The sequence below is a fragment of the Streptomyces sp. NPDC043738 genome (assembly GCF_056436545.1).
The window spans coordinates 19,948-41,239 of record NZ_JBWKCJ010000001.1 but is presented as its reverse complement, the minus strand read 5'-3'; the positions used below and the strand labels follow the sequence as shown (position 1 = coordinate 41,239).

The following is a 21,292-nucleotide window of genomic DNA, read 5'->3' as shown; positions in this document are numbered from 1 at the left end:
CTCCACCACTCCCGCGGCGTCGTGCGGTGGTCCCACACCACCGCGCGGCAGCCGGAGTCCACCAGGCCGGCGCCCCGGAGCAGACCGACCAGGCCCCGCGCCGTACGCGGGAAGTCGTCCTCGGGCGCCGGCGCGGGCAGATGCGGCGGACGCTCCGCCCCGGCCGCCCGCACGGCGCGCCCGAGCAGCGCCTGCCCCGGCGCCGCGGGCACCGCCCAGGTCGTCAGAGCGATCCGGCCGCCCGGCCGGTCACCCGGCGCAGCTCGTCGAGGGCCGCCCTCGGCCGCCCCACGTGATTGAGTACGAAGTTGCCGACGACCGCGTCGAACATGGCGTCGACGAAGGGGAGTTGCGGCAGGGCGGCAACCTGGACACACGCCTCGGGAACGACGCCCGCGGCCCGCCGAGCCATATCGGGCTCGGCGTCCACGGCGACCACCCGCGCCCCGCGCGCCGCCGCACCGACTCGCCCTGGACCCAGGGACGTTACCCACCCGTAACCTACCGACGGGTTACCTAAGGTAAGCCCCGCACCTTACTCTCCAGTCAACTCGAGCCGCCGTATGCCCCTCCTGTCTTCCGACAGCGTACGGCGGGCTCGCTTCGAGATCTGGAGCAGAAGATGACGCCCTCCCGCACGACTCTGCGTGCCGCGATCGGCACCGTCTCGGCGGCAGTGCTGGCCACCACCGTTCTCACCGGTGCGCCGGCCACCGCCCAGGCAGCGGCACCGACATCAGCCCCCACGGCGGCGTCCGCCGACTCCGTTGCCGCCTCGTCCGCCGTCAGGTTCGTCGACATCGAGGGCGACGGCGGGATCACCCTCAAGGCGAACGTGTTCACCCCGGCCGGCGCCGACGGCACCCGCCGGTACCCGGTCATCGTGCTGCCGACCAGCTGGGGGATGCCGCAGGTCGAGTACCTGGCACAGGCCAAGAAGCTGGCCGACGCGGGCTATGTCGTGGTCGGCTACAACTCGCGCGGGTTCTGGCAGTCCGGCGGGCAGATCGAGACGGCCGGACCGCAGGACGTCGCCGACGCCTCGAAGGTCATCGACTGGGCGCTGGCCAACACACCGGCCGATCCGCAGAAGGTCGGCATGGCCGGGGTCTCCTACGGCGCCGGCATCAGCCTGCTGGCCTCCGCGTTCGACAAGCGGATCAAGGTGGTCGCGGCGCTCAGCGGCTGGGGCGACCTCATCGGTTCGATCTACAGCGGCCGTACCCAGCATCTGCAGGCGGCGGCGATGCTCGGCGGTGCGGGCGAGCTGACCGGACGGCCGAGCCCCGAACTGCGGACCATCCTCAAGGACTTCCTCGGCTCGAACCTCGCCAAGGAACAGGACATGATCGCGTGGGGGAAGAAGCGCTCCCCCGCCACCTATCTCGACAAGATCAACGCCAACGGCGCCGCCATCATGCTCGGCAACGCCTGGGGCGACTCCCTCTTCCCGCCCAACCAGTACGCCGACTTCTACGAGAAGCTCAAGGGCCCCAAGCGGCTGGAGTTCCGCCCGGGTGACCACGCGACGGCCGAGGCGACGGGGCTCTTCGGACTGCCCAACGACACCTGGACCAACACCAAGCGGTGGTTCGACCACTACCTCAAGGGCGCGGACAACGGCATCGACCGCGAGTCGCCGGTGCTGCTCAAGTCCCGTTCCACCGGCGCGTACGAGGGCTACAAGAGCTGGAAGGACGTGCCGTCCGCGCAGCGCAGGATCGAGCTGGGCGGCAGCAAGCAGATCAACACCAACTGGGACTCCGGCGCCAACGGCGGGCTGATCTTCCTCTCCAGCATGCTGGACCAGTTCTTCCGGTTGCCGCCGATGGCCTCGATCCCGCTGCTGCCGCGCTCCCTGGCCGCCGTCTGGCAGTCCGAGCGCTACGAGAGCGGGCAGCGGGTCCGCGGCACCACCAAGCTGCACACCACCCTCACCAGCACCGCCGAGAGCGGCACCGCCATCGCCTACCTCTACGACGTGGGGCCGCTGGGCCTGGGCAGGCTGGTCACCCACGCGCCGTACACCTTCCACGACAAGACCCCCGGCCAGCCGTTCGGCGTGGACCTGGATCTCTTCTCCACGGCCTACGACGTCCCCGCCGGGCACCGGCTGGCGGTGGTCGTGGACACCGTCGACCCGCTGTACATCGAGCACAATCCGGGCGGCGCGCGGCTGACGTTCTCCTCCCCGGCGAACGACCCGTCGTATGTGTCGGTGCCGGTGCGCGACTGAGGTGCGGCTCGGAGGTCCGAAGGGCGCGCCCCGGACCTTCGAGCCTACGGAACCCCGCTAGCCGCGCTGCGCCGGTACGGGCAGCGGCTTGGTGGGGCACGTCGCATCGTGCGCCGGGACGGTTCCGTTCAGGAGGTAGGCGTCGACGATGCGGTCGACACAGGCATTGCCGTTCTGGTACTGCCCGTGGTCGCCGCCGCCCGCGACCGTGACCAGGCGTGAGCCGCGCAGCGCCTGGTGCGCCCGCACCGCGCCCTCGTAGTACGTGGCCGGGTCGTGCTCGGAGTTGAGCATCAGCGTGGGTGGCAGGCCCTTGCCGGTGACCTTCACCCTCGGCGCGTCCGAGTCCGGCCAGTACACGCAGGTCGCGGCGTACGCCAGCTCCCGCGCCCCGACCAGCGGGTACTTCTTGGTGTCCGCGGCGCTCTGCCGTAGCCAGTAGCCCAGGTCCCGGCTCCACGGGGTGTCGTTGCAGGTGACCGGGAAGTACGTGGCGGCGAAACCGGGAGACAGGTAGTTGCCGAAGGCCTGCTGGGCGAGCCGGCGCTCGGCCGGCGTCGCCGTCTCCCAGTGCTCCAGGGCGGCCAGCACGGACGCCAGCCCGTCCCACTGGCGGTCGGCGTTGTACATCCCCTGGAGCGTGGCGTTGTCGAGCTGGTTGGGCCCGATCGTCAGCGGGCCGACGGTGATCGGGCGGTCGTGCAGCGCCCGGCGGCGCGCCTCCCACGTCGCCTTCGCTTCGGCGGCGGTGCTCCCGTAGTGGTAGACCGAGTCGTACCGGGCGATCCACGGCAGGAAGTCCTGCTCGAAACGGCGCTGGAAACTCTTCGGTTGCCCGAGTTCGGCCTGCTGCCAGGTCTCGGCGAACGGCAGGTTGCTGTCCAGCACGGCGCGCTCGACATGCTGCGGGAAGCGTGTCGCGTAGTACGCGCCGAGCCAGGTGGCGTACGACGGCCCGTAGTACGAGATCCTCCGCACGCCGAGCAGTGCGCGGAACAGGTCCATATCGCGTACGGCCTGGTCCGTGGTCAGGTACTTGACCAGGTCGCCGCTGCGCTCCTGACAGGCCCTGAAGAACTGCCTGGACCGGGCCACCACGCCGTGGACCGCCGCCGGCGAGCGGTCGCGGAAGTCACCGGCGTAGAAGTCGCGGAACTCGGCGTCGGTCTGGCAGGTCGCGTGCGAGCTGCTGCCGACGCCCCGCTGGTCGAAGCCGACCACGTCGTACGCGGCACCGACCGCGGGCGACGCCTTGACGAAGCCCGCGGGCCGCGTGAGCCCCGAGGCGCCCGGCCCGCCGGCGGCCATCATCAGCACCCCGCGGCGCTCTGCCGGGTCGGCGGCCCGGTGCCGGGACACCTCGATGGTCAGATCCGCGCCGGTCCCCGGGTGGTGCCAGTCGCGGGGCACCGTCATCGCCGCGCACTGCAGCGAGGGCTCCCGGTCGCAGGGCTGCCAGTCGAGCCGCTGCCCGGTGTAGCGCGCGGTGGCGGGCGCGGCGCCGCCGGCCGCGCCGCCCGCCGGGGCGGACTGCACCGCGACCGCCGGGGCGACGGCGCTCGCGACGGCCGCGATCACCACACCCGACAGTGCGGCCACGGGCCATCGCGGTTTCCTGGACGTGGACATCGAACCTCCCGGTGGCCGCGCTCGGCCGCGCGGCGTCTGAGGCGATGTTCGCGCTCCGGGAACCCTCGATCGATCATGCTGATTGCCGTCTTCGGGGTGGCACCAGCACCACCACGGCCGTGCCTCGCGCGCCGACCTGCCGGGACGGCGCACCAGGACGTGTCTCCCGGCCGGCCGATCAGGTCCGGCTCGCGCCCCGGGACCTGTCCTTGAGAGTGTACGTCCCGTCGAAGACCGGGGAGTCGGCGGCGGGTGCCAGGCAGCGGGTGCTTCTCGGCTCGTCGGGGCCGGTCGCGCCGGACAGTCCGATGCGGGCCTGTCCGCCGCCCTCCGGCACCAGGAAGCTCACGCCTTGGCGGAAGTGCGGGTGCACCCGGCCGGTCCACGGGTGGCCGGGGCTGGTGCGCACCAGGGTGCCGGTGACGGTCGCGGTCGGGCCGCCGGTGGTCAGGCAGTCGACCTTGAAGTCGCCCCAGAGCACCTGGGTGGTGCCGTCGGACCGCTGGTAGGAGTGCGAGAGGCGGAAGGTGCCCCAGGAGCGCTCGGGCCGGTTGCCCGCCCCGTAGACGCTGTGCGCGTCGACCGCGAAGCGGACCTCCTCGGTGTCGACGGGGTATTCCATGCGGGCCTCGCCCTTGAGGGCGGAGACGGTGGTGGGCGCGGGGGTGTCCGGCTCCGCGGGTGCCGCGGCGACCGGGGCCGCGAGGGCGAGGACGAGGGCGAGGGCGGCGGTGACGCGCAGGGGCTTGAAGGGCATGGTGGGCTCCGATCGACAGATACCGGCAGATGGGGACTGCCGCGGCATCGATCGTCACCGGCCGCCCTGCTCCCCGGCGTCGTCCGTGCGGAGGTTCCCGCTCCGCCGCACGGCGGAGCGGGAACTGCGCCCTGAAGCGCTCACCCCAAATGGCGCCGGTGGTCCCCCGGCATCAGGGTGCCGGGCTCGGCGGGGGCCACCTCGACGGCCTCGACCTTGGGGTTGCGCTTCTGGCGCCGGGAGACCCAGTTGGCCAGCCAGGACAGCAGCATGCACATCCCGATGTAGATCGGCGAGATGATCATGACGACGGGGATGAACGGCAGGCCGTAGTCGAGGTTGGAGGCGATCAGCTTGCCGGCGTGCAGGAACTCCTCGTAGGTGATGAGGTAGCCCAGCGAGGTGTCCTTCAGGGCGACCACCAGCTGGCTGATGATGGCCGGGAGCATCGCACGGACCGCCTGCGGCACCAGGACGTGCGTCATGACCTGGGTCTTGCGCATGCCCAGTGCGTACGCGGCCTCCCGCTGGCCGCGCTCGACGGCGTTGACGCCGCTGCGGAAGACCTCCGCGAGGACCGAGCCGTTGTAGAGGGTCAGGCCGGCGACCAGGGCGGGCAGCGGCGCGACCTGCAGCGCCACATAGATGAAGAAGATCATGACGAGCAGGGGCATCGCGCGGAAGAACTCCACCACCAGGGTGCACACCCAGCGCACGATCCGGTGCTCGGAGAGCCGGCCGGTGGCGAGCACCGCGCCGAGCGCCAGGGAGAACACCGCCGCGAGGCCGAAGGCCCGCAGCGTGTTGCCGAGACCGGTGAGCAGCAGTTCCTGGATCCCCTTGTAGAGGAAGGGGCTCCACTTGGCCGCGGTGAACTGCCCGGTGTCGAAGAGGAGGTAGACGATCCAGACGACCAGGGCGATGATCACGGCCGTCGCCCCGACGCCGTAGAGCCGGTGCCGCGCCCTGGTCCGCGGGCCCGGAATGTCGTACAGGGCGGTGGTGGTCATCGGGCGGCTCCGAAGCGCTTCTCCAGCACGTTGAAGATCGCGCTGATGGACAGGGTCACGATCAGATAGCCCACGGCGATCCAGACGAAGGACCAGATGATGCTGTAGCCCATCTCGCTGAGCGGTTTGTAGACGCCGAGCAGTTCGGTGACGCTGAAGGCGCCGGCGATCGCGGAGTTCTTGGCGAGCGCGATCAGCGTCGAGCCGATGGGCGGGATGACGGACCGGAAGGCCTGCGGCAGGACGATGTCGCCGAGCGTCTGCGGAAAGCTCAGGCCCAGGCTGCGGGCCGCCTCGCCCTGGCCGACCGGCACGGTGTTGATGCCGGAGCGCACCGCCTCGCAGATGAAGGCCGAGGTGTAGCAGCCCAGCGCCAGGATGGCGAAGAGCTTGAAGGGCAGTACGAGGCCGAAGCGCGGCAGGCCCAGCACCACCGCGAAGAACAGCAGCGTCAGCGGCGTGTTGCGCAGCACCGTCACCCATGCCGTGCCCAGGGCCCGCAGCGAGCCGACCGGTGCGACACGGAAGGCCGCCATGAGGAAGCCCAGGCCGAGCGCGAGCAGCGAGGCGTAGACGGTGAGTTCGACGGTGCCCAGCAGGCCCTCCCCGTAGAGGGAGAGGTTGTCGAGGAGAACGTTCATCGGTCGGTTCCTTGGCTCCTCAGTCCGCCGGGTAGCGGTCGATCGGGGGCGGCTTGGGCGCGGGCACCCCGGACAGGCCGAGGGTCGCGTCGTAGGCCTTCTTCCAGTTGCCGTTCGCCTCGTCCGCGGCGAGCGCGTCGTCGAGCGCGTAGCGCAGCGCGTCGTCGCCGTGCGGGACACCGATGCCGTACGGCTCCTGGGAGAACGGCTTGCCGACGACCTTCAGCTCGTCGGGCACCTTGGCCGCGTAGCCCAGCAGGATCGCGTCGTCGGTGGTGACCGCGTCGACCTGGTAGGTCAGCAGGTTGTCGACGCACACCGAGTAGGTGTCGTAGGCGACCAGGACGGCCTTGGGGTACTCGGTCTGCATGCGCTGGTACGGCGTCGAGCCGGCGGCCGAGCAGACGCGTTTGCCGGCCAGGTCCTGCGGCCCCTTGATGTCGTTCTCGTCGGCGCGCACCAGCAGCGACTGGCCGGCCATGTAGTAGGGGCCCGCGAAGCCCACCAGCTTCTTGCGCTTGTCGTTGATGGTGTACGTGCCGACGTAGAGGTCGATCTGGCCGTTCTGCAGGGCCGTCTCGCGGTTGGCGGAGGCGATCGTCTTGAACTCGACGGTGTCGGGCGGGAAGCCGAGTGCGGCCGACGCCATCTTGGCGATCTCGATGTCGAAGCCGGAGTAGAGGCCGGAGGCCGGGTCCCGCTCGCCGAGGTAGGGCTGGTCCTCCTTGACGCCGATGATGAGGTGGCCGCGGCGCTTGGCCCGTACCCAGGTCGGGGAGTCGGGCAGCGAGAAGTCCTTGGCGACCGGGTACTGGGGCAGTTCGCTGCCCTTGGGGCCCTTGACCGGCGGGCTGCCGGGCCGGCCGCAGCCCGCGAGGGCGAGCGCGGCGAGCGCGAGGGCCATGAAGGCCACCAGGGCACGGCGCAGGCGCGTGGATTGACGGTGCGGCATCGCGGCGCCCCCGTTAGTGCTTGAGGATCTTGGAGAGGAAGTCCTTGGCCCGTTCGCTGCGCGGTGCGGTGAAGAACTCCTCGGGGGTGCGGTCCTCGACGATCCGGCCGTCGGCCATGAACACCACGCGGTTGGCGGCGGAGCGGGCGAAGCCCATCTCGTGCGTGACCACCACCATCGTCATGCCCTCCCGGGCGAGCTGGCGCATGACCTCCAGCACCTCGTTGATCATCTCCGGGTCGAGTGCGGAGGTCGGCTCGTCGAAGAGCAGCGCCTTGGGCTCCATGGCGAGCGCGCGGGCGATGGCGACGCGCTGCTGCTGGCCGCCGGAGAGCTGTGCGGGGTACTTGTCGGCCTGCGAGGCGAGCCCCACCCGGTCCAGGAGTTCGCGGGCGCGCCGCGCGGCCTCGTCCTTCTTCTTCTTACGGACCTTGATCGGTGCCAGCATGATGTTGGCGAGCACGGTCTTGTGGGCGAAGAGGTTGAACGACTGGAAGACCATGCCGACTTCGGCACGCAGCTGGGCCAGCGCGCGGCCCTCTTCGGGCAGCGGCCGGCCGTCCAGCTTGATGGTGCCCGACTCGACGGCTTCCAGGCGGTTGATGGCCCGGCACAGGGTGGACTTCCCGCCGCCGGAGGGCCCGATGACCACGACCACCTCCCCGCGGCCGACGGTGAGGTCGATGTCCTGGAGGACATGCAGATTTCCGTAGTGCTTGTTGACCCCGCGCATCTCGATCAGCGCATCACCGGCCATATGCAGTCCTGCCCACTCTCATCCGTACCGCGCGGAGCCCGCAACCTACCGGGACGAAAGGGGCGGTTCTTCGCTGACACGCACGTATCAGCGGATAGGAGTGGATAAATCGGTTAAGCCCGTTACCTCCCAGGCGGGCGTCAGGCCTCGGAGGCCTCGGCGTAGACCTGGGACAGCTCCGGCGCGCCGACATCGGCCCATTCGTGGCCCGCCGCCACCACGTCGACCTCCCGCCCGGACTCCAGCCGGACCACCGGCTGCCCGTTGGGCCAGACATGCCAGACCGCGCCGCGCACCGTGCGCACCAGGACCGTGCCGAGATAGAGGCCCGCGTCGTTGCCGAGCCAGGGCACCACCTCCGGATCGTCCCGCCATACCGGCTGCAACTGATCCAGCAGCTCCAACGACCGTACGGAGTCGTCCAGTTCCACCCCCGCGGTGGCGGCCTGGGCCCGCAGCAGCTCGCATTCGGACAGCAGCTCGACGACGCTTCCGGGATCGGCGCGCACCGACTCCGCGAGCGGCACGGACCGGTGCGCATGCTGACGCCTACGCCACTTGTCCAGGAAAGACATGTTCATGGTGTGCAGGGTCCCACCCGACCTGTGGTGCGGGCCACAGGCGCGCGGCGTGATCGGGCCCGGTTCGTCACCTTGACGCTCCCTGCCTGCCTCCCTACCTTCATGGCGCTCGGATCGGATCGGCCGGATCCGGCACAGCCCCCTGACTCCTTGAGGGAGCGGCCGGATCGCAGCGCACACCTGCCCGTTGACGCCCCCGAAGGGACACCGACCGATGCGCCTACGACGATGGGGAACCATCCTGACCCTGCTGCTCACCGCGACGGCACTGCCCGTCACCACCTCCGCCGGCCCGGCCGTGGCCGCCCCGGCACACCACCCGCTGCCGCTGACGAGGCTCTTCGACAACACGGCGGTCAGCGACGACTCCGCACCCGGCGCGGCCGACTTCGACGGCGCCGGCCACTCGCTGTCCGCGCAGGACCTGGCGGCGGCCGGCTGGACCCCCGGGAGCGCGCTGACCATCGACGCGACCCGGCTCACCTGGCCGCGTACGGCCGCCGGGACGCCCGACAACCTGCGGGCGGACGGCCAGTCGGTGGCCGTGCGCGGACGGGGCGCGGCGCTGACGTTCCTGGTCGCCGGGACGGGCGGCACGGCGTCCGGCACCGGCACCGTGCGCTACCGGGACGGCTCGCGCAGCTCCTACGAACTCACCGCGCCCGACTGGCTGTCCGGGCCGCTCAGCACCAAGGCGGTGGCGCTGCCGCACGTCAACGGCGCGGACGGCGGGCCGGTCGGGCCCGCGCGGCTGTACGCGGTGTCGGTACCGCTGCGGGCCGAGCGGGAGGTGACTTCCGTGGTCCTGCCCAAGGCGCCGGAAACGGGGGCCCAACTGCATGTCTTCGCGGTGTCGGTCCGGGACGACGGGCGCGGCCGGACCGGGAGTTGGGCGGCCAGCACGGCCGGCTACCGGGCCGTCGGGCCCTGGAGGGACCGTACGCTGCGGCTGGTCGTCCACAGCGGGGCGGGCGGGCCGCGGGCGCGGATCCGGATCGCCAACACCTTCGCGGCGACGCCGGTCGACATCGGGGCGGCCAGTATCGCGCTACGCGGCGCGGGGGCGGCGGCGCACGGCGAGCCCGTGCCGCTGACCTTCGGGCGGGGGCGGACCGGCACCCGGATACCCGCCGGCGCCGAGGCCTTCAGCGACCCGGCGCCCTTCGCCGTCCCCGCCGGCACCGATCTGCTGGTGAGCATCCATCTGCCGGGCACGGTGACGGCGGCTCCGGTGCACCAGGAGGCGGCCCAGCTGTCGTATCTGAGCGCGGACGGCAGCGGGGACCGTACGACGGACGCCGCGGGCGGCGGCTATCCGGAGACGACGACCTTCTGGCCGTTCCTGACGGGTGTCGAGGTGGACGGCGGGCCCGGCTCGATCGTGGCGCTGGGCGACTCGCTCACCGACGGGGTGAAGTCGACCAGCGGCGCCAACCGGCGCTGGCCGGACGTCCTCGCCCGCCGCTTCCAGACGCAGAGCGCGCTGCCCCGTTACGGCGTGCTCAACCACGGCATCTCGGCGAACCGGATCGTCACCGACCGCTATCAGGGCGACGGGGTCAGCACGGACACCGGCGGGGTCAGCGCCCAGCACCGCCTGGAACGCGATGTGCTGGCGCAGCCGTCGGTGCGGACGGTGGTGGTGTTCGAGGGCGTCAACGACGTGCGCTGGGGGACCCCGGCCGAGGAGGTCGTCGCCGGCCTTCGGGCCCTCGCCCGGCGGGCGCACGAGCGGGGAGTGCGGGTCGTGGTCGCGACCATCGCCCCCTGCGAGGGCTACCGCGACTGCACCCCGGAGGTGGAGGCCCGCCGCCAGGCCGTCAACGCCTTCGTGCGCGGCGACGCCGGCGCCGTCTTCGACGCGGCACTGGACTTCGACGCCGTACTGCGCGATCCGCAGCGCCCCCAGCGCATGCTGCCCGCCTACGACAGCGGCGACCACCTCCACCCCGGCGACGCGGGCCTGCAGGCGCTGGGCGAGGCGGTGGACCTGCGGGCACTGGTGCCGGGGCGGCGGGGGTGAGGCCGGGTGCCCCGGGAGGCGCGCTGCTCCCGGGGCGCCGGGATCAGCCTTGCTGCACAGGGACGACGACCATATCGGCGACGTTGACGTGCGGGGGGACGCAGACGGCGAAGGCGATGGCCTCGGCGATGTCCTCGGCGGCCAGCGGACGCAGGTCGGTCCGCATGCGGGCCAGTGACGTGCGCAGGTCGGCGTCGTGCATGTCCGCGCCGAGTTCCGTGACGGTGACGCCGGGTTCGACGTTCTTCACGCGGACGCCGCGGGGCCCCAGTTCGGCACGGAGATTGCGGGTCAGGTGGGCGACGGCGGCCTTGGTGGCGCAGTAGACCGACCAGTTGGGGAAGAGGGCGTGGCCGGCCACGGACCCCACGTGCACCAGATCCGCGGGACGGCCGTCGGCCGCGGCGGCCAGGAGGCCGTCGGTGAAGGCCCGCGCCGTGTGGAGCAGACCGCGGAGATTGACGTCGATCATGCGGTCCCACTCGTCGGTCCGGGCGGCCTCGAAGGGGGCGCCGAGCATCGCCCCGGCGTTGGCCACGACGAGGTCGACGGGCCCCAGGGCCGAGGCGACGGCGCGGGCGGCGGTGCCGAGCGCGTCGGGGTCGGTCACGTCGACGGCCACTGGCAGCAGGGCCCCGGTGGCCGTGGCGCGGAGCTGCTCGGCCAGGTCCGTCAGCCGGTCCTCGCGACGGCCCAGGAGGGCGACATGCGCCCCGCCGGCGGCCAGGCGGCGGGCGGTGGCCGCGCCGATCCCGCTGGAGGCACCGGTCACGACCGCGACCCGGCCGGTCAGGGGCCCGGTGAGCCGGTCCTCGCCGGTGGCGGTGGTGAGGGAGGAGGAGGCGGTGGTCAAGGGGGTGGAAGTCATGCCCTCACCCTGCGGCGGGCCCGCCGCGGGGACCAGGCAACGCCTCTCCCGGGAGGAGCGGTCCCAGGAGTTCCACGGCCACCTTCCGGGCTCCCGCAACCGGCTTCGCCGTGTCTAGGGTTGCGGTCATGGACAGCGCGAACCCGCTCGGCGAGTACCTCCGTGCCCGCCGCGCCCTGGTCACACCCGAGGACGCCGGACTGCCGGTGTCCGGCCGGCGCCGGGTGGCGGGGCTGCGCCGGGAGGAAGTGGCGATCCTGGCCGGCGTCAGCACCGACTACTACACACGGCTGGAGCAGGGCCGCGAACGGAGTCCTTCCGCGCAGGTGGTCGAGGCCCTGGCCCGGGCCCTGAACCTGGGCGAGGACGCAGCGGACCACCTGCACCGGCTGACGCGACCGGCCCCGGAGCGGGGGCGGGCACGCACCCGGCCGGAGCCGGTCGGCCCGGCACTGCTGCGGATGATGGCGGGCTGGCCCCGTAATCCGGCCGTGGTGCTGGGACGCAGTCTGACCGTGCTGGCCGACAACTCCCTGGGCCGAGCCCTGTTCGCCGGCCACACCCACAGCGGCGATCTGCTGCGTCTGGTGTTCCTCGATCCGGACGCGCGGGCGTTCTACCCGGACTGGGAGAGGGCGGCGAGCAACGCCGTGGCCGCGCTGCGATCAGCGGCGGGCACCGGCCACGACGACCAGCAGCTCGTCCGTACCGTCGGCGAACTGTCGTTGCGGAGCCCGGAGTTCCGCCGGCTGTGGGCCCGCCACGACATTCGCCGGAAGACCCGCGAGACCAAACGCTTCCGGCACCCGCTGGTGGGGGAACTGACGCTGGACTACGAGTCGCTGACCGTCAACAGCGCCCCCGGGCAGCAGTTGGTCGTCTACCAAGCGGCCCCCGGCAGTTCCTCGGAACAGGCGCTGATCCTCCTGGGAAGCCTGACCGCCGACGACCCCGCCCGCCGTCCGACACCGTCCGGGACGGCGTCCTCCGACGAGAGCTGAACCCCCGCCTCGGGCCCGTGCGGACGACCGGCCCGTGCGGACGACCGGCCCTGCGGCCGGCCGGTTCGTCGCCGGCCGGCCACGCCCCGTCCAGGGCATGACGCCCAGGGGCCTTCGTTCGGATCATCGAGCAGCCCGCGTGGAGATGCCTGCGCATGTGGAGTCCGGCGCCGGTCAGCCGTTCTCCTCCGCCGACCGGGGTGCTTTGCCGGGCCGGATGGTGGTCACGACAGGCCATCACGTCCGTGAAGGCGGATGCGTCCCGGCCTGGCCGGTGGTGAGAACGACGGCCAAGGGGCAGCAAGGGCCGTCGGCTGCGAGGCCTAGACGTCGAGGTCCACGACGACGGGGGCATGATCCGAAGCGCCCTTGCCCTTGCGCTCCTCGCGGTCCACATAGGCGTCGGAGACGGCCTTGGCGAACGGCTCGTTGCCGTAGACCAGGTCGATGCGCATACCGCGGTTCTTGGGGAAGGCGAGCTGGCGGTAGTCCCAGTAGGTGTACGGCCGGTCGTACTTGAGCGGGCGCGGCACGACGTCCGTCAGGCCCGCCTCGCGCAGCGCCGTCAGGGCGGCGCGCTCGGCGGGGGTGACATGGGTGGCGCCGACGAACACCGCGGGGTCCCAGACGTCCTCGTCCGTGGGGGCGACGTTGTAGTCGCCGAGGACCGCGAACGGGCGGGGACCCGCCGCGTCCTCGGCGACCGCGGTCTTCAGCGCCTCGAACCAGCCGAGCTTGTAGGTGTAGTGCGCATGGTCGATCTCGCGGCCGTTGGGGACGTACACCGACCAGACGCGGGCCGGGCCGCAGGTCGCCGAGATCGCGCGCGGCTCCTGCGCCCCCTCGTAGTCCGGACCGCCCGGGAGCCCCTGCACCACGTCCTCCAGCCCCACCTTGGACAGCAGGGCCACGCCGTTCCACCGCCCGGTGGCGTTGACCGCCGCCTCATAGCCGAGCTCGCGCAGCTCGTCGTACGGGAACTGCTCGGCGGTGCACTTGGTCTCCTGGATGCACAGCACGTCCGTGCCGGTGCTCTCCAGCCAGGCCAGCAGCCGCGGGAGGCGGGCGGTGATCGAATTGACGTTCCAGGTGGCGATGCGCATGTCTGTAAACCTACAGCGCGGCACTGACAGTCGGCTCCCGGCCGGTCCGGCGCTCAGCCGACCAGGGTGCTGCTGCCGGGAGCGAGCCGGCCGTGGTCGGTACCGCCCAGCTGGTCGATCATGGTGTCGTAGATCGGCCGGGCGTGGTCCTGGAGCAGGCTGTCGTGGATGTCGACGGCCCGCCGGGGCGCGACCTCACGGACGTAGTCGATCACCTCGGCGACCTTGTTCCAGGGCGCGTGGACGGGCAGCAGCAGGGTGTCGACCGTACGGCCCTCGGGGACGGTGAGCGCGTCGCCCGGGTGGAACACCGCGCCGCCGTCGAGCAGGTAGCCGACGTTGGTGATCCGCGGGATGTCGGGGTGGATGACGGCGTGCAGCTGGCCGTGCACCTCGACCTCGAAACCGGCCGCGGTGAAGGTGTCGCCCTCGCCGACCGTGTGCACCCGGCCGGGGAACGCGGCCGAGAGCTGCTCGGCGACGCTGGCCAGGGTCCAGATCTGGGCGCCGGGGTTGGCCTCCATGCCCGCGCGCAGCCGGTCCTCGTTGAAGTGGTCCCGGTGCTCGTGGGTGACCAGGATCGCGTCGGCTCCGACGGCCGCGTCCGCTTCGCTGAAGACACCGGGGTCGATGACGAGCGTCTGCCCGTCCTTCTCCAGCCGGACACAGGCATGGGTCTTCTTGGTGAGTTCCATGGCCGCCATCTTGCCGCGCGCGGGGCCGGTGGGGGGCGAGATGGGCGAGCGTCCGCAGGGGCGTCCCCGCGGGCCCGGAAGGCGCGGCGAGCCGGGCCCGCCGGCCTCACGCCTCCGGCGTGGTCTCCTCCCGGATCACCCGCTGGGCGATCGCGAAGGCGGAGTTGGCGGCCGGGACACCGCAGTAGACGGCGGTGTGCAGCAGGACTTCCTTGATCTCCGTGGGAGTCAGGCCGTTGCGCAGGGCCGCGCGGGTGTGCAGGGCCAGCTCGTCCTGGTGGCCGCGGGCGACCAGCGCGGTGAGCGTGATGACGCTGCGGGTACGGCGGTCCAGGCCGGGGCGGCTCCAGGTCTCGCCCCAGGCATAGCGGGTGATGAAGTCGTGGAAGTCGCCGGTGAAGGCGTCGGTGGCGGACTCGACCCGGTCGACATGGGCGTCGCCCAGGACCTCGCGGCGGATCTTGATGCCCGCCTCGTACGTGCCGCCGCGGTGCTGCTCCGGCTGGGCGAGGCCGGACTCTATGGCGGCGGGCGGTGCCTGCGGGGGCGGCGGGGGCGCGATCTGCGGCTTGGGGGCCGCGGCGCCGATGGCGGCCTGGCCGCCGGGGCCCGGCTTGTCGTGCCAGGCGGTGGTGAAGTGCCGGATGAGGAGCTCGGTGACGGCCGAGGGCTGCTCGACGGGCGCGAGGTGGGAGGTGCCGGGCACCAGCGCCAGGCTCGCGTCGGGTATGCCGGCGACCAGAGTGCGGGCGTCGGTGGTCGGGGTGACCTGGTCCTCGGAGCCGACGACGACCAGTGTGGGCACGCCGACCCGGCCGAGCGAGGACCGTACGTCGTAGGAGGCCAGCGCCTCGCAGGAGGCGATGTAGCAGCCGGGGTCGGTGGTGCGCACCATCTGGACGGCCCACTCGACGATCGCGGGCTGGGCGCCGGCGAAGCCCTGGGTGAACCAGTGCTCCGGGGAGGTGCGGGCGATCGGGTCGAGCCCGTTGGTGCGGATGACCACGCCGCGCTGGCGCCAGGCATCGGCGGTGCCGTAGCGCGGCGACGAGGACACCAGGGCCAGCGAGGTGACCCGGTGGGGGCGGGTGAGCGCCAGCTGGGTGCCGATGGCGCCGCCGATGTTGCAGCCGGCGTAGCCGAAGCGGTCCACGCCGAGCGCGTCGAGGGTGGCGACCAGCCGGTCGGCCAGTTCGGCGATGGAAGGCGCCGCGTGCGCGGGCGAGCCGCCGTGACCGGGCAGGTCGAAACGGATCACGCGCCAGTGACGGGTCAGCTCGGGGATCTGCCGGTCCCACATGTGCCATGTGGTGCCCAGCGCCGCACCGAGGACGAGTACGGGGGCGTCATCGGGGCCGTCGATCCGGTGCTGCAGGGTCTTCTCACTCACCCGACCACGCTACCCACTCCGTGACGCGATCCTGACACCCGGGTCAGGAAGAGCCGGCACGAGGGCGTCCGGAGCATGGCCGTCGACCGCGCCCGAAGCAGGAGAAGCGCAGGTCGAAGCCTCACGTTCGATACGGCGCAGACGACCCGGTGACCCGGCTCGTCGTAGCTCACCATGATCCGCTGGTACGGATGCGGCGCCTGGCTCTTGATCAGGACGGAGGCGTCTGCTGGCCCATCGCAGCAGTGCTGCGGGGTGTGCGTCGGCAATGGTGATCGTGGCATCGTCCAGGTCGACATCTGCCCACCGAAGTCCGCAGACCTCAGCAGGGCATCGGCCCATGAGAGACAGCAGAAGCGGAAGGGATCACGCCCATTCAGTGGGCCTGGTCGATCGGAGTTCCGGCAGATGCTGGACGTCACGCTCATCCGCACCAACCCCGCGTACGTACAAGCAGCGCTACTCCCGGGGGACGACACAGGTCAGGAGCTGATGCTGCGGGCAGGCCGGGAATCGCCGGCCTGCACACGCAGGAGGCCCCCACGCGCCGACCCTCGTCCGTGAACTGCCCGACATCCTCGCTGTTTCCTTGACCGCCTCCATGGAGTATGAGTCTCGTGACTACCTCCCGAGCTGTACGGCCCCTCAAGGGGGCCGCAGTCACTGCAGTGGCTGGCCTGATATGCCATCTCATCCTCAGCGCCGGTTTCGCTGCCGTGAGGAACGCCGAGAAGAGCGCGGATCCCGCGAATACATGGGCAGGGACTGACATACGCACCGCCACGTGGGTGTTCGGGCTCGTGCTCCTGATGCCGCTGCTGCTCTGGGCGGGCATGCGCATCCTGGGCGAACGCGACAACCATGTACTGGTCATTGGTTGCGGCACAGCCTGGCTGTACGGTGCCGGCCACTACTTGGATTACATCCGGTTCTCGCCGAGCACCCACTTGCCGGTGCCGTTCCTCGTCGGTTTCGTGGCGCTGGGAGCTGCCCTATCGGCCATCCGCCGACGCGGCAAGGAAGGTCATGCACCTCGATGAGGCGAGCGGTCGGACAGGCCCACTGGCGCCGCCGGGTAGTCGGTCACACGAGGCGTATCAGCGATGGTCTCGCGTGCAGGATGCCCACATCCGAAAGAGAGCTGCCCCCTATCTCCCCGTCGCTACTTCCATCGCACACAAAGCGAAGGCGTTAGCCTCGGGCTTTCATGGAGCGGGTTGTCCGACGAGTGGTCAGCTCAGCAGAAAGTGCCCCTGACCAGCAAGAATGAGGATTGCCGAGGTCCTTGTTCCCGCTGAAACCAGAGGCACTTCCCAGATGAAGCACCCTATCGGGTCCTATCCCCGAGTCCGCGTTCAGGATGACGGCCGTCAGGTCGTCTCCCAGGCCGGGTCGGTCCTGCTCGTCGAAACAGTCCGCAAGACCGGTGTTGACCAGGCCATATCCGCAGCTCTGGCTCCGTGGCGCAAGCCGCGGACCGTCCACGATCCAGGCAAGATCCTCCTGGACGTCGCCCTGGCGGTCGCACTCGGCGGAGACTGCCTCGCGGACGTCGCGACGCTGCGGTGTGAGCCAGCCGTCTTCGGCCCGGTCGCTTCCGACCCAACGGTCTCCCGCCTGATCGACACCCTCGCCGCCTCCGGCGAGAAAGCCCTGCAGGCCATCCGGTCCGCACGGTCCGAAGTCCGCAACCGGGTCTGGTCACTGGCGGGCGAGAACGCCCCGGACGCCGATGGACAGGTCACGGTCGACCTCGACGGCGTCCTCCTGATCGCGCACTCCGACAAGGAGGACGCGGCCGCGACCTGGAAGAAGACCTACGGCCATCACCCCCTCACAGCCTTCGTCGACCACGGCCCGGGCGGAACCGGGGAGCCGGTCGCCGTCCTCCTCAGACCGGGGAACGCGGGCTCGAACACGGCCGCCGACCACATCACCACCGCCCAACTGGCCCTGGCCCAGCTGCCGAAGAAGCACCGGCGAGGGCGGCAGACGCTGGTCCGCACAGACTCCGCCGGCGGCACCCACGGCTTCGTGTCCTGGCTCGCCCGGCGGGGCCGATGGCTGTCCTACTCGGTCGGCATGGTGATCACCGACACCATTCACCAGCACGTGCTGAAGATCCCGGCCTCGGCCTGGACGCCGGCCGTCGAGGCCGACGGCAAGGTCCGCGACGGGGCCTGGGTCGCCGAGCTCACCGGCGACCTGCTGGACGGCTGGCCCGAGGGCATGCGGCTGATCGTCCGCAAGGAACGACCGCATCCTGGGGCCCAGTTGAGGATCACAGACGCGGACGGCATGCGGATCACGTGCTTCGCGACCAACACACCCGGCCGGCCAATCGCCGAGCTTGAGCTCCGTCACCGGTTGCGGGCCCGGGCGGAGGACCGGATCCGGGCCGCCCGGTCCACCGGCCTGCGCAATCTGCCTCTCCATCACACCGCGCAGAACAAGGTCTGGCTGGAGATCGTGCAGATCGCTCTCGACCTGCTGGCCTGGATGCCCATGCTCGCCCTGACCGGCAAGGCCCGGCTCTGGGAACCCCGCCGGCTGCGGCTCCGCCTGTTCTGCGCGGCCGCACAACTCGTCACCACCGGCCGGCGCAGGATCCTCCGTCTCGCCCGGCACTGGCCCTGGACAGGTGAAATCACAGGCGCCCTCGCACGACTCACGCTCCTGCCCAACCCGGGCTGACCAGCAAGTTCCCGTCCCGACGACAGCACCACCCGACCCCGGGCAGTGGAATCCGGCGCCCACCCGACGCGACAGGCGGGCCACCGGCCTGCTCACCCCCGCCCCGGAAAACGAAAAGGTCCGCCGACTCCGTCGACGGACCCCCACGAAAGATCGAGGTTAGGGAGATTTGACATCCGCAGTTCCGGCACATGGAAGTCGCGGAGAACGGTTCTCATACGCGAGATATCCGCCCGGCACTACTTCGCGGGCATCACGAAAGTGAGCAATGCCGGCCCAGTTCCCTCGTAGTAGCTGACCGTTCCGCCCTTGCGCGGCACGTCAAGGACGATGTCCCCGGTCACAGCCTCTCCGGGGTGGTAGGTCGTATCGACACTCTGCGTACCAGTTGAGTGCAGCGTAGAAACCCCCTCAACTGCTGCACCCTTGCCCTTCCATTTCATATTCCGGTACGGCTGGAAGGTACCGTCTCTGCTACCGGCATTGACGACCTCGAGGGTGATCACGGCATAGTGCCCTTTGGGATTTCCGGCACCAATCTCTGATGCTGTCACGTACTTGACGGCGTGAAAAGTGACAGCCATCGTGGTCTTTTCCCCGGAAGCTCCGCCGAGGGCGCTGTAGGAAGCCGTCCTTCCAACCGTGATGACGGGAGTCTCAGCATTCTTCTGCGGCGGACCCGCGGTCTTCTCTCGCTTCGGTGCTGGTGAGTGCGGCGGATTCTCGGGGGCGTCCTCGGACGACGAACAGCCGGCCGCAAGAGCTGTGATGCCTAACGCTGCTACCACGAGCACAGTGGCATGGCGAGATGGGCGCATGGTGTCCCCCAGACTCCAGCGGGCCCCCTGCCCGCGATCGAGCGCACTGTACGGCATACGCCCGACAGAGGCTTGTAGCAGCCTCGCTGGCCAGCCGTTCGAGGTCGTCGTAACTGTCTGACCGGCGTGCATCTTCACCGCGGAGGCTCTTTCGCGAAGGCTCTTCGCGGACGCCCAACCACCTTGTGGTTCGGGCCGGTTCCCCGACATTTCGTCGAGGGACGGGGGTCTCTCCCCAACGAGCTCGTGCATGGTTGTCGCTGAGGCGTCGAGCGCTCAATCGTTGATCACGGTCGTGTGGTGGGGAACGTGACGCCTGCAGCGATCATCGGCAACCGAAGGATCACGGCCTGACAGCCGAGGTGAGCTTTGAACTCGTCGCCGAGGTCGGCCCGTTGTGACATGAACGGCACCAGGCAAGGCTTGCGTCACGGCCCCGGAATCGGGCGGTGGGCGCCGGTGCGAAGTACCGGATGGTGACCCGCGCGATCGCCTACTCGATGACCCGCGGCACCGTGTTGCGCCGCGGCAGCCAGGTTTCCTCCTCCTCGACCAGATAGTTGCGGCGGCGGTCGTCGCGGCTCGCGCCGCCCGTACGGCGCTGTGCGCCCGCGCCGTTCATACCCGGGGCGCCGGGCTTCCCGCCGGTGGCGGACCGGGCCCCCGCGCTGCCGCCCCGGCTGCGGTGCAGTCCGGATCCACCCTGGGCCGGGGCCTGTGCCGCACCGCCGGACGGGGTGCCGACCGTGCCGCCGGGAGTGCGCAACCCGCCGGAGCCGCGGCCCGCCGCGGCTGCCTTGCCCGCGGCTCCCTTGCCCGCGGTGCCCATGCCACCGCCGCCCGCCATACCGGGCATACCGGGGCGGCCGGCACCCGAGCCCGTGCGCCCTGCGGACACACCGCCCGGCGCCCCCGGGACGGAACGCGCCCCGGCGCCCGGCGGCGGGACCGAGCGCGGGCCCGATCCGCCGCTCACCCTGCCCGAGGGTCCCAACCCGCCCGGTATGCCCGGCAGTCCGCCCGGGTAGCCGCCGCTGCCGGTACTGCCGCCGGGGGTGCCGGATCCCCCGCTGTGCCCTGAGTACGCGGGTCCGGAGAGGCCGCCGCCACCCGTCATCGAGGGGGCGTCCGTGCTGGGGAAGCTGTCGAGCCCGGTGCCGACCGGCGACGTGGGGTGCCCACCGCCTCCGGACCATCCGGAGCCGTGGGACGCGCCGGGCACGTCCGGCGGCGACCACCCCGGCCCGTGCAGCTCGCCGGCTCCCCCGGACGGGCTCCCCAAGGCCCCCGAGGGTGCCCCACCGGAGATCGACCCGCTCGGCGACACGCCTCCGCCGGGCAGGCCGCCCTTGGGGATCGGCAGGCCGCCCTTGGGTCCGCCGGACGGCCGTTGGCCCGGGGGCCGCGAGCCCCTGATGTCCTCGGGCGGCTTGAGGTCGCCGGTGTGCTTCTTGTACGACGTGGCCAGCTTCTCCATGGCCAACGCGGCCTCGAGCGCCTGCCGCTGGAACTTGGGCATCCACAGATCCCCACGTGCCAGGTCACCGTCGCCATCCGGTTTCCACAAGGAGAGGATGTCTTCCGTACTCATCCCACTGGCGAGGTCCTGCTGCACCTGCTTATAGGCATCGCCGAGCCGTCGATAGCGGTCGTGGCCTATGAATTGGGACTGCAACTCGAGACCGGGATCATCGAAAACACCTTGCTGAATCGCCCGCTCGTACTCGATGTACGGCGACCCCCACGCCGGCAGGTCCCAGTCGATCTTCGCCATGTCCCCCACGGCGTGCTGCAACGCGCCGGCGGCCTCCTTCATCGTGCCCGAGACGTTCTTCGCGAACGTCGCGCCGCGCCCGATGTCCTCGACGACCCTGCCGGCCTCTTCGGAGAACTTCTCGGCGGATGTGCCGTGCCAGGTCTCCCGGACCTTCTTCACGGCCTTGACCAGTCTCCCCCGGACACTGGCCCCGTCGTCGCCTTCCTCGCCCACCAGTTGGTCGTGGACGTCCAGCCAGTTCTTCGCGACGTCATAGACATGGTCCACATCGGCGTCGCCCAGCATCCAGTGGAGATTCGACCCGGTCTGCGTGTTGAAATCCGTGTCGAAGGGCTTGAGGCTTCTCTCCGAACCCGACAT

The 21,292-nt window shown here is 71.1% G+C and carries 19 protein-coding genes; 5 read left to right on the top strand and 14 right to left on the bottom strand.

Annotated elements, in window-relative coordinates; all coding sequences use genetic code 11:
- Positions 1–223 precede the first annotated feature (223 nt).
- Positions 224–430 (bottom strand): class I SAM-dependent methyltransferase, encoded by a 207-nt coding sequence (locus tag AC0680_RS00180; RefSeq protein WP_478623428.1) that lies wholly within the window; start codon positions 428–430, stop codon positions 224–226.
- A 192-nt stretch (positions 431–622) separates the two neighbouring features.
- Here AC0680_RS00180 and AC0680_RS00175 point away from each other — a divergent pair, with 192 nt between their 5' ends.
- A complete protein-coding gene (locus tag AC0680_RS00175; protein ID WP_478623426.1) occupies positions 623–2,236 on the top strand; it encodes a CocE/NonD family hydrolase in 1,614 nt (537 codons plus the stop codon).
- 57 nt (positions 2,237–2,293) lie between these two features.
- On the opposite strand, the gene AC0680_RS00170 is transcribed toward AC0680_RS00175, so the two are convergent.
- The 7 genes from AC0680_RS00170 to AC0680_RS00140 all read right to left on the bottom strand — a co-directional run bounded on the left by AC0680_RS00170 (position 2,294) and on the right by AC0680_RS00140 (position 8,563).
- Complete coding sequence (locus AC0680_RS00170) at positions 2,294–3,835, bottom strand: alpha/beta hydrolase (RefSeq protein WP_478623424.1); 1,542 nt, start codon at positions 3,833–3,835, stop codon at positions 2,294–2,296.
- A 208-nt stretch (positions 3,836–4,043) separates the two neighbouring features.
- Positions 4,044–4,622, bottom strand: a complete 579-nt coding sequence (locus tag AC0680_RS00165; protein WP_478623422.1) for a hypothetical protein — start codon at positions 4,620–4,622, stop codon at positions 4,044–4,046.
- Positions 4,623–4,762: 140 nt separating this feature from the next.
- Positions 4,763–5,632 carry an amino acid ABC transporter permease gene (locus AC0680_RS00160; RefSeq protein WP_478623420.1) on the bottom strand — a complete coding sequence of 290 codons (870 nt, stop codon included), beginning with the start codon at positions 5,630–5,632 and terminating at the stop codon, positions 4,763–4,765.
- Positions 5,629–6,273 carry an amino acid ABC transporter permease gene (locus tag AC0680_RS00155; RefSeq protein WP_478623418.1) on the bottom strand — a complete coding sequence of 215 codons (645 nt, stop codon included), beginning with the start codon at positions 6,271–6,273 and terminating at the stop codon, positions 5,629–5,631. The genes AC0680_RS00160 and AC0680_RS00155 overlap by 4 nt, the downstream gene beginning before the upstream one ends.
- Positions 6,274–6,292: 19 nt before the next feature.
- Positions 6,293–7,225 carry a glutamate ABC transporter substrate-binding protein gene (locus AC0680_RS00150; protein WP_478623416.1) on the bottom strand — a complete coding sequence of 311 codons (933 nt, stop codon included), beginning with the start codon at positions 7,223–7,225 and terminating at the stop codon, positions 6,293–6,295.
- Positions 7,226–7,238: 13 nt separating this feature from the next.
- Positions 7,239–7,982, bottom strand: coding sequence for an amino acid ABC transporter ATP-binding protein (locus AC0680_RS00145; RefSeq protein ID WP_478623414.1), 744 nt, complete (start codon positions 7,980–7,982; stop codon positions 7,239–7,241).
- Between the two features lie 140 nt (positions 7,983–8,122).
- Complete coding sequence (locus AC0680_RS00140; RefSeq protein ID WP_384436106.1) at positions 8,123–8,563, bottom strand: DUF6278 family protein; 441 nt, start codon at positions 8,561–8,563, stop codon at positions 8,123–8,125.
- Positions 8,564–8,777: 214 nt separating this feature from the next.
- On the opposite strand from AC0680_RS00140, the gene AC0680_RS00135 reads away from it, so the two are divergent.
- Positions 8,778–10,586, top strand: a complete 1,809-nt coding sequence (locus tag AC0680_RS00135) for an SGNH/GDSL hydrolase family protein (RefSeq protein ID WP_478623412.1) — start codon at positions 8,778–8,780, stop codon at positions 10,584–10,586.
- Positions 10,587–10,629: 43 nt separating this feature from the next.
- On the opposite strand, the gene AC0680_RS00130 is transcribed toward AC0680_RS00135, so the two are convergent.
- Positions 10,630–11,454, bottom strand: coding sequence for an SDR family oxidoreductase (locus tag AC0680_RS00130; protein ID WP_478623410.1), 825 nt, complete (start codon positions 11,452–11,454; stop codon positions 10,630–10,632).
- 128 nt (positions 11,455–11,582) lie between these two features.
- Here AC0680_RS00130 and AC0680_RS00125 point away from each other — a divergent pair, with 128 nt between their 5' ends.
- Positions 11,583–12,455, top strand: a complete 873-nt coding sequence (locus AC0680_RS00125) for a helix-turn-helix transcriptional regulator (protein ID WP_478623408.1) — start codon at positions 11,583–11,585, stop codon at positions 12,453–12,455.
- A gap of 323 nt (positions 12,456–12,778) precedes the next feature.
- On the opposite strand, the gene AC0680_RS00120 is transcribed toward AC0680_RS00125, so the two are convergent.
- From AC0680_RS00120 to pcaDC, 3 genes are all read right to left on the bottom strand, one after another.
- On the bottom strand, positions 12,779–13,558 hold the full coding sequence (locus tag AC0680_RS00120) for an exodeoxyribonuclease III (RefSeq protein ID WP_478623406.1): 780 nt from the start codon (positions 13,556–13,558) through the stop codon (positions 12,779–12,781).
- Positions 13,559–13,611: 53 nt separating this feature from the next.
- Positions 13,612–14,253: an MBL fold metallo-hydrolase gene (locus AC0680_RS00115; RefSeq protein WP_478623404.1), complete on the bottom strand. Its 642-nt coding sequence runs from the start codon at positions 14,251–14,253 to the stop codon at positions 13,612–13,614.
- Between the two features lie 106 nt (positions 14,254–14,359).
- On the bottom strand, positions 14,360–15,643 hold the full coding sequence (gene pcaDC / locus AC0680_RS00110) for a bifunctional 3-oxoadipate enol-lactonase/4-carboxymuconolactone decarboxylase PcaDC (protein WP_478623402.1): 1,284 nt from the start codon (positions 15,641–15,643) through the stop codon (positions 14,360–14,362).
- 668 nt (positions 15,644–16,311) lie between these two features.
- On the opposite strand from pcaDC, the gene AC0680_RS00105 reads away from it, so the two are divergent.
- Together AC0680_RS00105 and AC0680_RS00100 are read left to right on the top strand one after the other, a co-directional pair.
- Positions 16,312–16,683: a hypothetical protein gene (locus AC0680_RS00105; protein WP_478623400.1), complete on the top strand. Its 372-nt coding sequence runs from the start codon at positions 16,312–16,314 to the stop codon at positions 16,681–16,683.
- 277 nt (positions 16,684–16,960) lie between these two features.
- Positions 16,961–18,337, top strand: a complete 1,377-nt coding sequence (locus AC0680_RS00100) for an IS1380 family transposase (protein WP_478623398.1) — start codon at positions 16,961–16,963, stop codon at positions 18,335–18,337.
- A gap of 239 nt (positions 18,338–18,576) precedes the next feature.
- On the opposite strand, the gene AC0680_RS00095 is transcribed toward AC0680_RS00100, so the two are convergent.
- Positions 18,577–18,921 carry a DUF4352 domain-containing protein gene (locus tag AC0680_RS00095; RefSeq protein ID WP_478623396.1) on the bottom strand — a complete coding sequence of 115 codons (345 nt, stop codon included), beginning with the start codon at positions 18,919–18,921 and terminating at the stop codon, positions 18,577–18,579.
- A 727-nt stretch (positions 18,922–19,648) separates the two neighbouring features.
- Positions 19,649–21,292, bottom strand: coding sequence for a hypothetical protein (locus AC0680_RS00090; RefSeq protein WP_478623394.1), 1,644 nt, complete (start codon positions 21,290–21,292; stop codon positions 19,649–19,651).